Source organism: Streptomyces sp. NPDC052701 (assembly GCF_040678355.1).
Taxonomy (GTDB): domain Bacteria; phylum Actinomycetota; class Actinomycetes; order Streptomycetales; family Streptomycetaceae; genus Streptomyces.
In genome coordinates, this window is record NZ_JBFATO010000047.1 from 1 (window position 1) to 16,241 (window position 16,241).

15 protein-coding genes are annotated in these 16,241 nt (G+C 74.6%); 5 read left to right on the plus strand and 10 right to left on the minus strand.

Annotated elements, in window-relative coordinates; all coding sequences use genetic code 11:
- Positions 1 to 387 precede the first annotated feature (387 nt).
- Positions 388 to 996: a TetR/AcrR family transcriptional regulator gene (locus AB0L29_RS32520; RefSeq protein WP_365832411.1), complete on the minus strand. Its 609-nt coding sequence runs from the start codon at positions 994 to 996 to the stop codon at positions 388 to 390.
- Positions 997 to 1,173: 177 nt separating this feature from the next.
- On the opposite strand from AB0L29_RS32520, the gene AB0L29_RS32525 reads away from it, so the two are divergent.
- Together AB0L29_RS32525 and AB0L29_RS32530 are read left to right on the plus strand one after the other, a co-directional pair.
- Entirely contained in the window at positions 1,174 to 1,566 is a 393-nt protein-coding gene (locus AB0L29_RS32525) for an ester cyclase (RefSeq protein WP_365832413.1), read from the plus strand.
- A gap of 89 nt (positions 1,567 to 1,655) precedes the next feature.
- On the plus strand, positions 1,656 to 2,342 hold the full coding sequence (locus tag AB0L29_RS32530) for an SDR family NAD(P)-dependent oxidoreductase (protein ID WP_365832415.1): 687 nt from the start codon (positions 1,656 to 1,658) through the stop codon (positions 2,340 to 2,342).
- Between the two features lie 192 nt (positions 2,343 to 2,534).
- Here the strand turns inward: AB0L29_RS32530 and AB0L29_RS32535 are convergent, their stop codons facing one another.
- Complete coding sequence (locus AB0L29_RS32535; protein WP_365832417.1) at positions 2,535 to 3,818, minus strand: adenylosuccinate synthase; 1,284 nt, start codon at positions 3,816 to 3,818, stop codon at positions 2,535 to 2,537.
- Between the two features lie 189 nt (positions 3,819 to 4,007).
- Between AB0L29_RS32535 and AB0L29_RS32540 the strand changes: the two genes are divergently transcribed.
- A complete protein-coding gene (locus AB0L29_RS32540) occupies positions 4,008 to 4,868 on the plus strand; it encodes a diacylglycerol kinase family protein (RefSeq protein ID WP_365832419.1) in 861 nt (286 codons plus the stop codon).
- Between the two features lie 211 nt (positions 4,869 to 5,079).
- Here the strand turns inward: AB0L29_RS32540 and AB0L29_RS32545 are convergent, their stop codons facing one another.
- Positions 5,080 to 5,583 (minus strand): MarR family transcriptional regulator, encoded by a 504-nt coding sequence (locus AB0L29_RS32545; RefSeq protein ID WP_365832421.1) that lies wholly within the window; start codon positions 5,581 to 5,583, stop codon positions 5,080 to 5,082.
- Positions 5,584 to 5,686: 103 nt separating this feature from the next.
- Between AB0L29_RS32545 and AB0L29_RS32550 the strand changes: the two genes are divergently transcribed.
- Entirely contained in the window at positions 5,687 to 6,592 is a 906-nt protein-coding gene (locus tag AB0L29_RS32550) for an ABC transporter ATP-binding protein (RefSeq protein ID WP_365832423.1), read from the plus strand.
- Positions 6,589 to 8,196 carry an ABC transporter permease gene (locus AB0L29_RS32555; protein WP_365832425.1) on the plus strand — a complete coding sequence of 536 codons (1,608 nt, stop codon included), beginning with the start codon at positions 6,589 to 6,591 and terminating at the stop codon, positions 8,194 to 8,196. The genes AB0L29_RS32550 and AB0L29_RS32555 overlap by 4 nt, the downstream gene beginning before the upstream one ends.
- Positions 8,197 to 8,337: 141 nt before the next feature.
- Here AB0L29_RS32555 and AB0L29_RS32560 read toward each other — a convergent pair whose 3' ends face one another.
- The 7 genes from AB0L29_RS32560 to AB0L29_RS32590 all read right to left on the minus strand — a co-directional run bounded on the left by AB0L29_RS32560 (position 8,338) and on the right by AB0L29_RS32590 (position 16,092).
- Positions 8,338 to 9,558, minus strand: a complete 1,221-nt coding sequence (locus AB0L29_RS32560) for a cytochrome P450 (protein ID WP_365832427.1) — start codon at positions 9,556 to 9,558, stop codon at positions 8,338 to 8,340.
- Between the two features lie 112 nt (positions 9,559 to 9,670).
- Positions 9,671 to 10,336 carry a response regulator transcription factor gene (locus tag AB0L29_RS32565; protein WP_365832429.1) on the minus strand — a complete coding sequence of 222 codons (666 nt, stop codon included), beginning with the start codon at positions 10,334 to 10,336 and terminating at the stop codon, positions 9,671 to 9,673.
- Positions 10,333 to 11,703 carry a histidine kinase gene (locus AB0L29_RS32570; protein ID WP_365832431.1) on the minus strand — a complete coding sequence of 457 codons (1,371 nt, stop codon included), beginning with the start codon at positions 11,701 to 11,703 and terminating at the stop codon, positions 10,333 to 10,335. The genes AB0L29_RS32565 and AB0L29_RS32570 overlap by 4 nt, the downstream gene beginning before the upstream one ends.
- 74 nt (positions 11,704 to 11,777) lie before the next feature.
- Positions 11,778 to 12,491, minus strand: a complete 714-nt coding sequence (locus tag AB0L29_RS32575) for a response regulator transcription factor (RefSeq protein WP_365832433.1) — start codon at positions 12,489 to 12,491, stop codon at positions 11,778 to 11,780.
- Complete coding sequence (locus AB0L29_RS32580) at positions 12,488 to 13,840, minus strand: sensor histidine kinase (protein WP_365832435.1); 1,353 nt, start codon at positions 13,838 to 13,840, stop codon at positions 12,488 to 12,490. The genes AB0L29_RS32575 and AB0L29_RS32580 overlap by 4 nt, the downstream gene beginning before the upstream one ends.
- Positions 13,833 to 15,044 carry an acyltransferase gene (locus AB0L29_RS32585; protein WP_365832437.1) on the minus strand — a complete coding sequence of 404 codons (1,212 nt, stop codon included), beginning with the start codon at positions 15,042 to 15,044 and terminating at the stop codon, positions 13,833 to 13,835. Before AB0L29_RS32585 ends, AB0L29_RS32580 begins: the two co-directional genes overlap by 8 nt.
- Entirely contained in the window at positions 15,037 to 16,092 is a 1,056-nt protein-coding gene (locus AB0L29_RS32590; protein ID WP_365832439.1) for an alpha/beta hydrolase, read from the minus strand. The genes AB0L29_RS32585 and AB0L29_RS32590 overlap by 8 nt, the downstream gene beginning before the upstream one ends.
- Positions 16,093 to 16,241: the final 149 nt, after the last annotated feature.

Genomic DNA, 16,241 nt, shown 5'->3' on the forward strand with positions numbered 1-16,241 from the left:
CCCGAAGCCCTATGTCTGGACGAAGACCGCAGACGAGATCCTCGAACGCCTCGCAAGTTATCTGAACAGAATTCCTGACTCAGAAGACTAGGGCCCGTCGTCGAATTCCCGTCGTCCGCCCGGAGGGCGGGCCCCACGGTGTCAGGTGCGTGCTCTCGGCGTGCCGGGCGCCGACCCTCGTACGGGATGTACTCGGGTCCGCGCCCGGTGCGGCGAGAGGGCGTGCAGGGCGTCGCGGGGCAGGCGGGAGTTCGACGACAGGCCCCAGGGCCCGTCGGCCCCGGCAGCGGCTCGGCCCCCTTCACCCCGGTCGCCGCACCGCCGGCCGCCGGCCGCCGGGACCAGCCGCGTCCTCCGGGGCGACCGGAGGACGAACGCCGGCGGTCCTCAGGGGAGCGGCCAGGTGCGCAGGGCGGCGTCGGCCATCCCCTGGAGTTCGTCGCGGCCGACACCGCTCGCGGCCTGCACGGCGATCCCGAACGCCAGGGTGGTGACGTAGCGGGCCAGTAGCCCCGGATCGGTCTCCGCAGGCAGGTCGCCCTCGTCGACGGCTCGCTGGAACCGCTCCCGGATGCGGGAGTGGCCGTTGTTGCGCCAGGCGGCGAGGAGGTCACGGACCTCCCGCCCGGAGTCGCCGGCGGCCAGGGCGCCCTGCACACCCAGGCATCCGTGGGGATGGGCGGGGCGGGTGGTGGTGCGAATGACGCCGGCCAGGATCGCGGTGGCGACACCGAGGGCGGTCGGCTCCTCCAGGGCACGGGTCAGGTATGCGCTCGGGCCTTCGGTGTAGCGCTCCAGGACCTTGCGGAACAGCTCCTCCTTGTTGCCGAAGGCCGCGTACATGCTGGTGGTGGAGATGCCCATCGCCTCGGTCAGGCCGGCCAGGCTGGCCCCCTCGTAGCCGCGCTCCCAGAAGACCAGCATGGCGCGCTCGAGCGCCTCGTCGACGTCGAATCCCCGCGGTCGGCCGATCGGGCCGCTCTGTTTCGTCCCCACCCCCGCAGTCTAACTCTTCCGCATCGATCGCTACAGAAGTGTTACTGTTCTACTTCTGCATCGATCGCTGCAGAAGTAGAAGGTCCCGCGCCCCGGCACCTCCGCCGGAGCCCCGGAGCGGGACCGCCACACAGACCGCAGCCCCGCTCCGGGACTGCCGAACGGAAGGGCCGTCCGATGCCCGACAGCGAGCTGCGCGACTTCTACCTGCGCTACATCGAGGAGCTCAACGCCCACAGGTTCGACGGCATGGACGCCTTCATCGACGACCGGACCACGCTGAACGGTGAGCCGGCCACCCGGGACGACCTCATCGCGGTGCAGAAGGCCGACGTGGACGCGGTTCCGGACCTCCACTGGGAGCTCAAGGAACTGCTCTTCGACGGTGACCGCCTGGCCGCCCGTCTGGTCAACACCGGCACCCCGGTGAAGGAGTGGCTCGGCGTGACTCCCACCGGCGCCTCGTTCGAGATCACCGAGTACGCCGTCTACCAGGTCCGCAACGGACGGTTCGTGCACATGACGGCCCTGCACGACGCCGCCGAACTGCGCCGGCAGCTCACCGGCTGAGCTCCGGACCGGCGCCCGCAACCCGAAGAACGGTCCGGACACCATCGACGGCCCGCCCGGGCCGCACACCCCGTGAGGACAGCACAGACATGACCATCACACTGATCACCGGCGCCAACAAGGGCATCGGTTTCGAGACGGCCAGGCAGCTTCTGGCACTGGGCCACGTCGTCTACGTCGGTGCGCGTGACGTCGAGCGGGGCGAGAAGGCCGCGGCGGAGCTCGGCGCACGGTTCGTGCAGCTCGACGTGACCGACGACGCCTCGGTGAGCAACGCGCTGGCGACGATCGATTCGGCCGAGGGCCGGCTCGACGTCCTGGTGCACAACGCGGGCATCCTGGGGGACGGAACCGTCGACGGCCCCACGGCCCTGCGGGTCTTCGACACCAACGCGGTGGGGATCGTGCGCGTCACGGAGGCGGCGCTCCCCCTGCTGCGCAAGTCCTCCAACCCCACCGTGGTCACCGTTTCCAGCAGCGCCGGGTCCTTCTGGGCGGTGACCAATCCGGACCGGCCGGAGTACGGCCTGCCGCTGGCGCTCTACTCCGCGTCCAAGTCCGCGGCCACCATGCTCACGGTCCAGTACGCCAAGTCCCACCCGGGCATCAAGTTCAACGCGGTCGAGCCCGGCACCACCGCCACCGACATGACCGCGGCCTACGGAATCGGAAGGACGCCGCAGGAGAGTGCCCGCGTCGTCGTGCGTCTGGCAACCCTCGACGCGGACGGTCCGACGGGGACCTTCCAGGACGAGACCGGGGAACTGCCCTGGTAGCCGTGCGGGAACGATCGCCGGCGTGCCCGGGGGCCGGGCCGGCCGCGGCCGCCGGAGCGGCGTCCCGCGCACCGCGCCCGCCCGCCTCCGCCGGCGCCCCCTCCGCGCCGGTCCGCACGGGCCCGGGCCACGCCGTACGACAGCGCCCCGCCCGGCCGGAGCCGGGCGGGGCGGAACCCGCGCGCGGGGGACCTACAGGAACGAGTTGATCTGGATCGTCTCGTCGCGGCCCGGGCCGACGCCGATCGCGGAGATCGGGGCGCCGGACATCTCCTCCAGGGCCTTGACGTACGCCTGGGCGTTCTTCGGCAGGTCGGCGAAGGTCTTCGCCTTGGAGATGTCCTCGGACCAGCCCGGGAGCATCTCGTAGACCGGCTTGGCGTGGTGGAAGTCCGTCTGGGAGTAGGGGAGCTCCTCGACGCGCCGGCCGTCGATCTCGTACGCCACGCAGACCGGGATCCGCTCCCAGCCCGTGAGGACGTCGAGCTTGGTGAGGAAGAAGTCGGTCAGGCCGTTCACCCGGGTCGCGTAGCGCGCGATCACCGCGTCGAACCAGCCGCAGCGGCGGTCGCGGCCGGTGGTGACGCCCCGCTCGCCGCCGATGCGGCGCAGCGCCTCGCCGTCCTCGTCGAACAGCTCGGTCGGGAACGGGCCGGCGCCGACGCGGGTCGTGTACGCCTTGAGGATGCCGATGACCCGGCTGATCTTCGTCGGGCCCACGCCCGCGCCCGTGCAGGCGCCGCCCGCGGTCGGGTTGGAGGAGGTGACGAAGGGGTACGTGCCGTGGTCGATGTCCAGCAGGGTGCCCTGGCCGCCCTCGAAGAGGACGACCTTGTCCTCCTCCAGCGCCCGGTTCAGGACCAGGACCGTGTCGGCGACGTACGGCTTGATCTTCTCGGCGTAGCCCAGCAGCTCCTCGACCACCTGCTGCACGGCGATCGCGCGCCGGTTGTAGAGCTTGGTCAGGATCTGGTTCTTGACGTCGAGGGCCGCCTCGACCTTCTGGGTGAGGATCGACTCGTCGTACAGGTCCTGCACCCGGATGCCGACGCGGTTGATCTTGTCGGCGTAGGTCGGGCCGATGCCGCGCCCGGTGGTGCCGATCTTGCGCTTGCCGAGGAAGCGCTCGGTCACCTTGTCGACCGTGACGTTGTACGGCGTGATGATGTGCGCGTTTCCGCTGATGAGGAGCTTGGAGGTGTCGACGCCGCGCTCGTTCAGCCCGCTCAGCTCGGAGAGCAGGACCGACGGGTCGACGACGACGCCGTTTCCGATGACCGGCGTGCAGCCGGGTGACAGGATTCCGGAAGGGAGCAGGTGCAGGGCGTACTTCTGGTCGCCCACGACTACCGTGTGGCCGGCGTTGTTGCCGCCCTGGTATCGCACCACGTAGTCGACGGATCCGCCGAGGAGGTCCGTCGCCTTTCCCTTGCCTTCGTCACCCCACTGAGCACCGAGCAGCACAAGTGCGGGCACGCGCGTACACCCCTTCCGGGCGGGGCATGTCCATGGTCAAGGGCGTACGCGGTGGGTTCCCGCCACGTGCACCGCGACCCCCATCGGTCGCAACCGTCGGACCGGATGCCCCGGAATAGACGAAGCCCCTGGCGCGACAGCGCAGCGCAAGGGGCTCTTGCACAAAGATGCTACCCGAGGAAGCGAGGCATGGCCGAGGTGGCGACTCCCGCGACGTCCGATCAGCTGCTGGTGGTCATCGATCCGGTCGCCCGCAGGACGGACGGCGAATCCGTACGCATCGCCAAGGACGTGCTCAGCGCGGGCGCGGCCACGAAGGTGTGCCTGCCGGACGGGCCGGAGGAGTTCGCCCGGGCGCTGCGGCGGCGCGGGTCGCGGCGGCCGGTGGTGGTCGGCGACGACCGCACCCTGGTCCGCGCGGTGACCCTGCTGCACCGGCAGCGGGAGCTGGCCGGGTGCGCGCTGGCGGTGGTGCCGGTCGGGAGCGGGCTGTCCCTCGCCCGGTCGCTGGGCGTGCCGGCGGGGACGGTGGCGGCGGCACGGGCCGTGCTGGAGGGGGTGGAGCGGCGGATGGACCTGCTGGTGGACGACAGCGACGGGGTGGTGCTGGGCGCGCTGCGGATCCCGCCGCTGCACGCGGCGGCGGGGCGGCAGGCCGCGGCGGAGGCGGCCGGGCACCCGTGGCTGCGCACGTACCAGTCCCTGGTGCGGACGCTGGTGCCGGTCCGGCCGTCCCGCGGTGTCGCGCCCGTTCCCGCGCCCGGGCCCTCCCGGCTGCGGGTGGAGGTCGACGGGGAGACGCTCGTCGACCTGGACCAGCCGGTGGAGGCGGTGTCCGTCACGCCGGCGGAGGCGGGGCTGGCCGGGGTGGAGGTGCGGCCGGTGTCGGTGGGGGCGGAGGCCTCGCCGTTGCTGGCCCGGGGCCGGACGGTGACCGTCTCCGGGGCGCACTTCCGGTACCGGGCGGACGCGGCGGTGTCGGGGCCGGTGCGGACGCGGACGTGGCGGGTGCGGGAGGGGGCCTGGGGGCTGACGGTGCCGGAGAGCTGACGGTGCCGGAGAGCCGACGGTGCCGGAGAGCCGACGGTGCCGGAGAGCCGACGGTGCCGGAGGGTTGACGATGCCGGAGTGCGGGAGGGCGCCTGGGGGCTGACCGTGCCCGGAGGACTGACCGTGCCGGGGGCGCCGTGGGCCGGTCCCGGTTCTCACGCGCGTCCGGCGCCGGGCCGGGTCAGGGCCGGGGCAGGCGGTCAGGCCCGGGTCAGGCCCGGTCGCGGCCGAAGAGCCGTTCGCGGTGGGCCCGCCAGCGCTCCATCATGCCGGTGAGGTCCCGCTCGATGAACTCGAAGAACGCGAGCGTCTCGGTGAGCCTGCGGCCCGCCGGGGTGTCCGCGCCGAGGCCGGCGACGCCCTCGCGCAGGGCGTCCTCCCAGCGCTTGATGATCGCCTCGCGGTTGGTCAGGGCCTCGTACCACTGGTCGCTGTGCACCCGGTACCGCTCCCGCCGCGAGCCGGGCTCCCGCTCGCGGGACAGCATGTGCAGCTGCGCGAGGTAGCGCACCGCCCCGGAGACCGCGGCGGGCGAGATCCTCAGCTGCTCGCCCAGCTCGGCGGAGGTCAGGGCGCCGGTGTCGGAGGCGAGCAGGGCCGCGAACACCCGGGCGGGCATCCGCGGCAGGCCGGCCTCGACGAGCTGGGCCGCGAAGTGCTCCACGAAGCGCGAGACCGCCTCCGGGTCCCGCGCCGCCGCCTTCCGTTCCGTCATCCCTCGATCATCTCCCCTGGTCGGGCACCGCCCCGAAAGTCTACGTGGGGTTCATGAATTTCCTTAACTTCACAAATTTCTGAAAAGAGCGTACGTTCGGAGCATGACGAAGGCCATCACCGTCTCCGGACTGCACAAGTCGTTCGGGCGCACGCGCGCCCTCGACGGCCTCGACCTGGACGTCGCCTCCGGTGAGGTGCACGGTTTCCTCGGCCCCAACGGCGCCGGCAAGTCCACCGCCATCCGCGTCCTGCTCGGCCTGCTGCGCGCCGACTCGGGCGCCGCGCGGGTCCTCGGCCGCGACCCCTGGGCGGACGCGGTGGAGGTGCACCGCCGCATCGCCTACGTCCCCGGCGACGTCACGCTGTGGCGGAACCTGTCCGGCGGCGAGGTCATCGACCTGTACGGCCGCCTGCGCGGCGGGCTGGACGCCAGGCGGCGCGCGGAGCTGGTCGAGCGGTTCGAGCTCGACCCCACCAAGAAGGGCCGGACCTACTCCAAGGGCAACCGGCAGAAGGTGGCCCTGGTCGCCGCGTTCGCCTCGGACGCCGACCTGCTGATCCTGGACGAGCCGACGAGCGGTCTGGACCCGCTGATGGAGGAGGTCTTCCGGCGCTGCGTCGCCGAGGAGCGCGACCGGGGGCGCACGGTCCTGCTCTCCTCGCACATCCTGAGCGAGGTCGAGGAGCTGTGCGACCGGGTGAGCATCATCCGCAAGGGCCGCACGGTGGAGAGCGGTTCCCTCGCCGACCTGCGCCATCTGACGCGGACCAGTGTGGCGGCGGAACTCGTGGGCCCGCCCGACGGACTGTCCCGCCTGCCGGGCGTGCACGACCTCGACGTGCGGGGTCGGCGGGTCCGGCTCCAGGTCGACACCGACCGGCTGGACGGGGTGCTGCGGCTGCTGAGCGAGTCGGGGGTGCGGTCGCTGACGTCGACGCCGCCGACGCTGGAGGAGCTGTTCCTGCGGCACTACCGCGACGAGGCCGGCGAGGTGACCTCCCGATGAGCGCCGCCTCCCACGCCGTACGGTCCGGCGGCTCCCGCCCGCTGGCCGGCACCGGCCCGCTGCTGCGGTTCGCCCTGCGCCGCGACCGGCTGACGATCCCGCTCTGGCTCGCGGTGAACGCCCTGCTGGTGCTCTCCATGCCCGGCACGCTGAGCGGCCTGTACGGCTCCCCCGCCGAACGCGCCGGACTGGTGCGGCAGGTGGAGGCCGACTCCGCGCTGCGCGCCATGGTCGGCCCGGTCTTCGGCGACTCCCTCGGCGCGCTGACGGCCTGGCGGGTCGGCGTCTACGCGGGCGTCCTGGCCGCCGTGCTGAGCCTGCTCGTCGTCGTGCGCCACACCCGCGACGAGGAGGAGAGCGGCCGGCAGGAACTGGTGGCCTCGGGAGCGGTGGGCCGCCGGGCCTCCCTGACGGCGGCCCTGCTGGCGGCGGCCGCCGCCGACGCCGCCCTGGCGCTGCTGGTGACGGCCGGGCTGGCCGGGCAGGGCGCGCCGGGGGCGCTGGCGTTCGGGCTCGGGATCGCGGGCACGGGCCTGTTCTTCGCGGCCACGGCGGCGGTCGCCGCGCAGCTGACGCAGAGCGCGCGGCTGGCCCGCGGCCTGACGGCGGGGGCCCTGGGCGCCGCCTTCGTGCTGCGCGCCGCGGGCGACGCGGCGACGGACGACGGCTCCTCGGTCCTGACGTGGCTGTCGCCGCTGGGCTGGCTGGAGAACCTGCGCCCGTTCGCGGACGAACGCTGGTGGGTGCTGGGGCTGTTCGCGGCCGCGACCGGGCTCCAGGCGCTGGCCGCCTACGCGCTGGCCGGCCGCCGGGACGTCGGCACGGGCTTCCTGCCGACGCGGCCGGGGCCGGCGTCCGGGCGGCTGGGCGGCGCGGGCGCGCTGGCCTGGCGGCTGCAGCGGGGCGCCGTACTGGGCTGGAGCCTCGGCTTCCTCCTCGCCGGGGCGGTGTACGGCGGGATGGCGCGGGGCGTGGCCGACCTGGTCGGCGAGAACGACGGCGCCCGGCGGATCATCGAACGGATGGGCGGGCAGTCGGGCCTGACGGACGCGTTCCTGTCCACGATGGCCGGGATGCTCGGGATGATCGCGGCCCTGTACGTCGTGGCGTCGGTGCTGCGGCTGCACGGCGAGGAGACCTCGGGGCGGGCCGAGCCGGTGCTGGCGAACGCGGTGGGGCGGCTGCGGTGGGCCGCGGGACACCTGGCGGTGGCGTTCGGCGGCTCGGCGCTGCTGATGCTGCTGGCCGGGCTCGGCCTGGCCGCGGGCCACGGCGGACGGGCCGGCCCGATCCTGGGGGCGTGCCTGGTGCAGGTGCCCGCGGTCTGGGTGGTCGGCGGGCTGGCGGTGCTCCTGCACGGGCTGGCGCCCCGGGCGGCGACGGCGGCGTGGGCGGTCGCCGGGGCCTTCCTGCTGATCGGCTGGGTGGGGCCGGCGCTGGACGTCCCGCGCGCGGTGCTGGACGTGTCGCCGTTCGGGCACCTGCCGAAACTGCCGGGCGGGGGGATGGAGTGGGGGCCGGTGCTGTTCCTGGCCGGGCTCGCGGCGGTGCTGGTGGGGGCGGGACTGGCAGGGCTGCGGCGGAGGGACCTGATGGTCTCCTGACGGTCCGGGGGCACCCCGGCCGGACCGCCGCCCTCCTCAGCGGACGGGCGGGCGGCCCGCCGGGGTGCCCGTGGCCGTCCGCCGGGTCCCGGCCCGGCCCTCCCGGTGACCGTCGCGGCGACGCTCAGGACACCTCCACGCTCAGGACACCTCCACGCTCAGCCCCTCCAGCCCCCGGATCACGAAGTTCGGCTTCCGCTCCGGCTCCGTCACCGGGCTCAGCGTCGGGGCCTTCTCCAGCAGGGCCGTCATCGACGCCGCCAGTTCGATGCGGGCCAGCGGGGCGCCGATGCAGTAGTGGATGCCGGCGCTGAAGGAGATGTGCGGGTTGTCCGCGCGGGCCACGTCGAGGCGGCCGGGGTCGGCGAAGACCCGCGGGTCGTGGTTGGCGGAGCCGAAGAGCAGCGCGATCTCCGCGCCCCGCGGGATCACCGTGCCGTCGATCTCGACGTCGTCCAGGACCCAGCGTTCGAAGAGCTGGAGCGGGGTGTCGTAGCGCATCAGCTCCTCGACCGCCGTGGGCACCAGGGAGTGGTCCGCGCGCAGGGCGGCGAGCTGGTCCGGGTTGCGGAACAGCGCCCACCAGCCGTTGACCGTGGCGTTCACGGTCGCCTCGTGGCCCGCGTTCAGCAGCAGGACGCAGGTGGAGACCATCTCCTGCTCGGTGAGGCGGTCGTCCTCGTCGTGGGCCGCGATCAGACCGGAGATCAGGTCGTCGCCGGGCTCCTTGCGGCGCCGGGCGATCAGCTCGCGCAGGTACCCGGAGAACTCGACCGACGCCCTGACCGCCCTGGCCGCCGTCTCCCGCGACGGGTTCAGCTCGTACATCCCGCAGATCTCCGCCGACCAGGGGCGCAGGGGCGCGCGGTCGGACTCCGGGATGCCCAGCATCTCGGCGATCACCGCGACCGGCAGCGGTTCGGCCACGTCCCGCAGCAGGTCGCCGCCGCCCGCCGCGACCAGGCGGGACACCAGGTCGTCGGCCAGCCGCCGCACGTACGGCCTCAGCCGCTCCACCGTGCGCGGCGTGAACGCCTTCGACACCAGGCGCCGGATCCGCGTGTGGTCCGGCGGCTCCAGGTCGAGCATGCCGTGGTCGTTGAGGGTGTGGAACGGCTCGTGCTCCGGCGGGGGCGGGGTGCGGCCGAACTCCTCGTGGCTGAAGCGGTGCAGATACGTCCGGCCCAGGCGCCGGTCGCGCAGCAGCGCCGAGACGTCCGCGTGGTGCGGGACGAGCCACTGGTGCGTCGGCTCGAAGAAGTGCACCCGGCCCCGTTCCCGCAGCTCGGCGTAGGCGGGGTACGGGTCGGCGAGGAACGCCGGGTCCCACGGGTCGAACGCGAGGTCGGAAGAGGCTGCCATGGACGGACGGTAGCCCGGCCCCCGGCCCGCTGAACAGGGCCGTCCTCCCGGGCCCCGCCGCCGGGCCCCGGCGTCCGCCCCGGGACCCCGCCGACGATGGCCCCGGCGCCCGTCAGCCCGGCGTCACCAGCCGGGCCTCGTACGCGAAGACCGCCGCCTGGGTGCGGTCGCGCAGGCCCAGCTTCACCAGGATCCGGCTCACGTGCGTCTTGATCGTCGACTCGGCGACCACCAGCCGCTCGGCGATCTCCGCGTTCGACAGGCCTTGCGCGATCAGCACCAGCACCTCCGTCTCCCGCTCGGTGAGGTCGCCGTACGCCCCCTGCGCGGACGGCATCAGGCGCGGGGCCTCGGACAGCTTGGAGAACTCGGTGATCAGCCGCCGGGTCACCGACGGGGCGAGCAGCGCCTCCCCGGAGGCGACGACCCGCACCCCGTCGGCGAGCTGGCGGGCCGAGGCGTCCTTGAGCAGGAAGCCGGAGGCCCCGGCGCGCAGCGCCTGGTAGACGTACTCGTCGAGGTCGAAGGTGGTCAGCACCAGCACCTTCGCCGCGCCGTCGGCGGCGACGATCTCCCGGGTCGCCTCGATGCCGTTCAGCTCGGGCATGCGGATGTCCATCAGGACCACGTCGGGGGCGAGTTCGCGGACCCGCTGCACCGCCTCCCGGCCGTTGACGGCCTCACCGACGACCTCGATGTCCGGCATCGCGTTCAGCAGGACCGAGAAGCCCTCGCGCACCATCATCTGGTCGTCCGCGATCAGGACGTGGATGGTCATGCCCGTGCCTCGTTTCCGTCGCCCGCCGCGGGGACCGGCAGGAACACCGCGACCTCGTAGCCGCCGTCGTCGGACGGGCCGGCCGTCATCTCCCCGTTCAGCATGGTGACCCGTTCGCGCATGCCCGTGATGCCGTGCCCCGCCCCGGGCGAGGGCTTGACCAGGCCCGGCTCGGGCGCCGGGCCGTTGACCACGCGCACCCCGAGCCCGCCGAGGACGTACCCGATCTCGACGCGGGCGCTCGCGCCGGGCGCGTGCCGCAGGCTGTTGCTCAGCGCCTCCTGCACGATCCGGTACGCCGACAGCTCCACCCCGGGCGGCAGCGGGCGCACCGCGCCGGTCACCACCTTGTCCACCGCCAGCCCGGCGTCGCGCACGTTGGCCAGCAGGCCGTCGAGGTCGGCGAGGGTGGGCTGCGGGGCGTCCGGGGCCTCGTAGTCCTCGGCGCGGACCACGCCGAGGACCCGGCGCAGCTCGGTGAGGGCGGCCACCGCGTTCTCGCGGATGGTGGCGAAGGCGCGTTCCAGCTCCGGCGGCGGGTTCTCCACCCGGTAGGGCGCGGCCTCGGCCTGGATGGCGACCACCGACATGTGGTGGGCGACCACGTCGTGCAGCTCCCGGGCGATGGTGGTGCGCTCCTCCAGCAGCGTGCGCCGGGAGCGTTCGTGCGCGGTCACCGTCTGCTGGGCGGTCACCTCCTGCTCGGCGGCGCGGCGGATGTGCCAGACGGAGACCACCAGGAGGGCGAAGGCGGACGTCACCATCATCGGCGCGCTGTTGGTGTAGTAGTACGCGCCGCCGAACACGACGTCCGCGAGGAAGCCGTACGCGGCGGTCAGCACCCACATCCAGACGGCGGTCCGGGGCCGGGTGCGCAGCGCCACGACGACCAGCACCGCCAGGTGGCAGACGAACGCGCCGGGCATCCACGGCCAGTCGCTCCCGTTGCCGTTGAGGACCGCGACCACCGGGGTCACCCCCAGCGACAGCCAGAACGCGCCGACCGGCCGGACCAGCGTGGCGAGCACCGGCAGGGCGCACAGCAGGCCGGTCAGCAGGGCCGACACGTCCCCGCCGGCGGCGCCGCCGCTCAACGCGCCGGCGCACAGGGCGAGCAGCGCGACCGCCCCCACCAGCGCGTGCGGGAGGTGCTGCGCGGCCGGGCGCAGCCGGGCGGGCAGCCGGCGGACGAACGGGCCGTCGGTGTGCCGGGGCGGCAGCGACCGGTAGGCGAAGGCGTCGTGGAACAGGTCCTGGCGCAGTCCGCGCAGGGCGTTCTGGGCCAGCCGGTACTCCGGGCTGCGGGAGGTCTTGGCCCCGGCGCCGGACGGCGGGGCCGGCGGCTGCAGGTGAGTCGTCTCGGTCACGCCCACACGGTAGGCCGACCGGGGGACGCCGGTCGTCCCCGCTGAGACGGGTTGTGGGGCGTCCGTCTCAGGTACTACGGGAGCCGTCCCCACGGCCTGGGTACCGTGCCGTGTCGCCCACGGCCTCGGTACCCCTGCGGCCGGACCAGCCCCGACTCGTACGCGAACACCGCCGCCTGGGTGCGGTCGCGCAGGCCCAGCTTCACCAGGATGCGGCCGACGTGCGTCTTCACGGTCTGCTCGGCGACCACCAGGTGCCGGGCGATCTCCGCGTTGGACAGGCCCTGCGCGATCAGCGCGAGCACCTCCGTCTCCCGCTCCGTCAGATCGCCGACGCGTTCCCTGAGCGGGGCGCGGGGCCGGTCGTCCAGGCGGGAGAACTCGGTGATCAGCCGCCGGGTGATGCCGGGCGCGAGCAGCGCGTCCCCGGCCGCGACCACCCGCACCGCCTCCGCGAGCTGCTCGGCGGAGGCGTCCTTCAGCAGGAACCCCGACGCCCCGGCCCGCAGCGCCTCGTACACGTACTCGTCGAGGTCGAAGGTGGTGAGCACCAGCACTCTGACGTGCGGGGTCGCGGCGGTGATGCGGCGGGTGGCCTCGATGCCGCCCAGCTCGGGCATGCGGATGTCCATCAGGACGACGTCCGGGGCGGTCCCGGCGACCTTCGTGACGGCGTCCAGGCCGTCCACCGCCTGGCCGATCACCTCGATGTCGGGCTGGGCGTCGAGCAGCACGGTGAAGCCCTGCCGGACCATCTGCTGGTCGTCGGCGATCAGTACGCGGATCATGCGGTGTCGTCCTCGGTGCGGTGGGGGGCGGGTGCGGCGGTGCCGGCCCGGGAGGGGGCCGGGAGGTAGGCGGAGACCCGGTAACCGTCGCCGGACCAGCGGTGGGCCGTCAGCCTGCCGCCGAGCATCACCGCCCGTTCCCGCATGCCGAGCAGCCCGTGCCCGGCGCCGGAGGACGGCGGGGCCCCGCGCGTCGGCCCCGTGTTCGTCACCTCCACCCGCAGTCCCCGGCGGTCGTAGGCGAGGGCGACGTGGGCGGTGGCACCGGGGGCGTGGCGCAGGACGTTGCTCAGCGCCTCCTGCACGATCCGGTACGCGGACAGTTCCACGCCGGGCGGCAGCGGCCGCCGCTCACCGGTGATCCCGGTGGTCACGGTCAGTCCGGCGGCCCGGGTGTTCTCCACCAGCGCCGGGAGCCGGTCGAGGGTGGGCTGCGGGGCGTGCGGGGCGGCACCGGAAGCGTCCTCGCGCCCGTGGCCGGCGGGGTGTTCGGAGCGCAGCACGTCCAGCACGCGGCGCAGTTCGGCCAGCGCCTCGACCGCGTTCTGGCGGATGCCGGCGAGGTTCTCCCGCAGCGCCTCGGGCGGGTCCTGCACCAGGTGCGGGGCGACCTGGGCCTGGATGGAGATCACCGACATGTGGTGGGCGACCACGTCGTGCAGCTCCCGTGCGATACGGCTGCGTTCCTCCAGCAGGGTGCGCCGGGCCCGCTCCTCGGCGGTGAGCGTGGTCTGCTGCACCAGCTCGGCACGGGCCTCGCGGCGGCCGCGCAGGGCGGTGCCGAGGACGACGACGACGGCGGACAGGACGACGGCGAGCTGCCCGGTGGGCTGGTAGTCCACCCCGCCCCACACCCCTTGGAGGAGGTAGGTGAGCAGCGCCGTCAGGCCCAGCGCCTCGACCGAGACGCGGGTGCGCACCCGCAGCGCGAGCAGCAGCAGGACGAACAGGTGGGCGACGATCCCGGCGGGGGTCCAGGGCCAGGCGAACGCGTGGCCGCCGACGGTCATCCGGGCGTGCGTCACGGCCGCGCCCAGCAGCGTGGCGGCCGCCGACAGCCACCACGCCGGGACCGGCCACCGCAGCGCGAGCACCATCGCGCCGGACTCGGCGGCGACGATCAGGACGGCGGGTCCGGAACCGACCCCGGCATAATCCAGCAACTGGTCCAGATCACCGACCAGCACCCCGAACGCGACCAGGCACACGACGCCGTGCGGCAGCCAGCGCAGCCACTTGGACGGCGGCAACGGATCAGCCCGCCACGTCCACAGGTCGTCCCGCAGCACCCGCAGCCACCGCGAGACGAGCCCCACCCCCTTGTCCGCCACGCCGCTCAGCCTAGACATGGCGTACGTCCTCGGCCGCACCCCGGTCCGGCGGCCGGTGCGCCCGCACCACCCGGGACCGCCGTTCGTGCCGCCCGCCGCCCCGCTCCCGGGACCGGAACGCCGCCCAGCAGACCGCGAGGACGCCGGCGAGCACCGGCAGCCAGGCCAGCCGGGCCGCGACCCAGCCGGGGCCGTCGGGGCGGGTGTGCAGGCCGGGGAGGCGGCCCAGGAGGAGACCGGTGGCGGTGGTCGCCATCAGGGCGGTCTGGTGCCAGAGGAAGACCGTCATCGCGGAGAGGTTGACCAGGGCCACCGCCGCCCAGGCGACCGGCCTGCGCATCGCGCCCCGCAGCCGCTCCCGCAGCAGCAGCGCGAGCCCGCACTGGGCGAGGCCGAAGGTGACGGCGGCCAGCGTCGGCGGGTTGAGGTTGGAGACCCCGGCGCCCGGGACGCCGACCATGGACGCCGGGTAGCCGGCCCCGGCGACGAGCGCGGCCGTGGCCGCCGTACCGCCCAGCAGCAGGATCCAGCCGGAGCGGCGGCGCTCCAGCTCGCCCCGGGTCCAGGCCGCGCCCAGGGTGTAGGGCACCAGCCAGCCGGCCGCCAGGTTCACCCAGCCGAGCCCGTCGGGGGCGCCGAGTCCGAAGCGCAGCACGTCCACGTGCAGGACGACGGCCAGCGGCCACAGCGGAGACAGCCGGGTCAGCAGCGGGGTCGCGGCCGTCAGGGCGGCGAAGACCAGCAGGAACCACAGCGGGGACAGGGCAAGCCTCACCAGCGTGCGGATGGTCGCGAACTCGGCTCCGGAGAGCAGGAGCGTGGCCGTGACGACCGTCCACAGGGCGAGGAGGGCGGCGACCGGTGCGAACAGCCGGACCAGCCGGCCGCGCAGCCAGTGGCGGTACGGGATGCCGCGGGCGCGGGCGAAGGCGTGGGAGCGGGTGGCGACGTGGCCGCCGACCAGGAAGAACACGGCGAGGGTCTGGAACGTCCAGGAGACGGGGGCCAGCCGGGGCATGTGCTGCAGGGGGCTGGCCGTGTGCAGGGTGCGGCCGTCCGCGACCAGGGCGGTGACCAGCCAGTGCCCGAGGACGACACCGAGGATCGCGACGGCGCGCAGGGCGTCCACGGCCCGGTCGCGGTGGTCCGGGGTGGCCGCGTCGATGCGCCGGGCGCCCCGCCGTACGCCGTGGGCGAAGCTGCGCGGGCTCAGGTCAGTCACGGGTCACCGCCCCGGTCTCGCCCAGGACGATCCGGGCCAGGTTGGCCAGGGAGGTGGAACCGGGGGCGAAGTAGTCGCTGTGGCCGCCGTCGCCGGCCGCGAAGACGCGGGCGCCGAAGGCCGGGGAGACGGGGTCGGTGCCGAAGCCGACCGTGGTGCCGAACAGGTCGGCGCTGACGTGCGGGACGTGCCCGACCCAGTCGCCGGCGCCCCGGGCCGCCCAGATCCGGGCGCGGGTGCGCAGGTCGGCGGCGGTGTCGGCGCCGGTGCCGGGGCTGCCGAGGAGGACGATGGCGTCGGCGTCCAGGCCCGCCGCGGCACGGGCGCAGACGACGGAGCCGTAGGAGTGGCACAGGAGGGAGACGCGGGACCGCCGTCCCGTGACGCCGCGCACGTCCCGGACGAGCGCGCGCAGCCGGGGCGCCGCCTGCTCCGCCCGGTCCGTGGTGGCGACCGCGGTGCTGATCGTGCCGGGTGTCGCGTAGCCGAGCCAGGCGACGACCGCGGTCCGCGTGCCGGCCGGTGCCTCGCGGGTGAGGCGTTCGTGCAGGGCGACGGCGGCGGCACGGAACCGGCCGTAGGTGTCGAGGCCGGTGTCGGAGCCGGGGACCAGGACGGCGACGCGGTCGGCGCGGGCGAGGTCGCCGAGGACCTCGGTGGCCAGTCCGGGGCCGCGGCCGTCGAAGGCCAGGAGCTGCCGGGAGGGGCCGGCCAGCGCGCGGTCGGCCGCGGCACGCCGCCGGTCGCCGTGCTCGGCGGCCCTGCGGGCGGCCTCCTCGGCGTTGGCCCGGTGGGCCGCGTAGGTCGCGTCGAGGGTGGCCGCGGTCGGCGGGGCGGGCGTGGCCGGCGCGGGGGCGGGGACGCCCGGCCGGGCCGCTCCGGCCACGGGCAGGGCCACGGCCGAGGCGATGAGCGCGGCGAGCCCGGTACGGCACCACCGCCGCGCCCGGCGCCGTCCCGCCGCGGGCCGGCCGTCCCTCACCGGTGGCGCGCCGGCGTCCCCGCCCTCCGCCGCCGTCCGGCTCCCGTGTCCCCGTCCCCGCCCCATGGTCGTCCCGCCTTCCCCTCCGCCCGGTCACCGGGCCCGTCGGGAAGGGAAGTTACGGAGCGGGGCGGGTAACCCGCGTCCCGCCAGGGGACTCACCTGCGGGGTAGCTCTCAGGTACTACGGGTATGACCGGGCCGCTGCGGGTACGG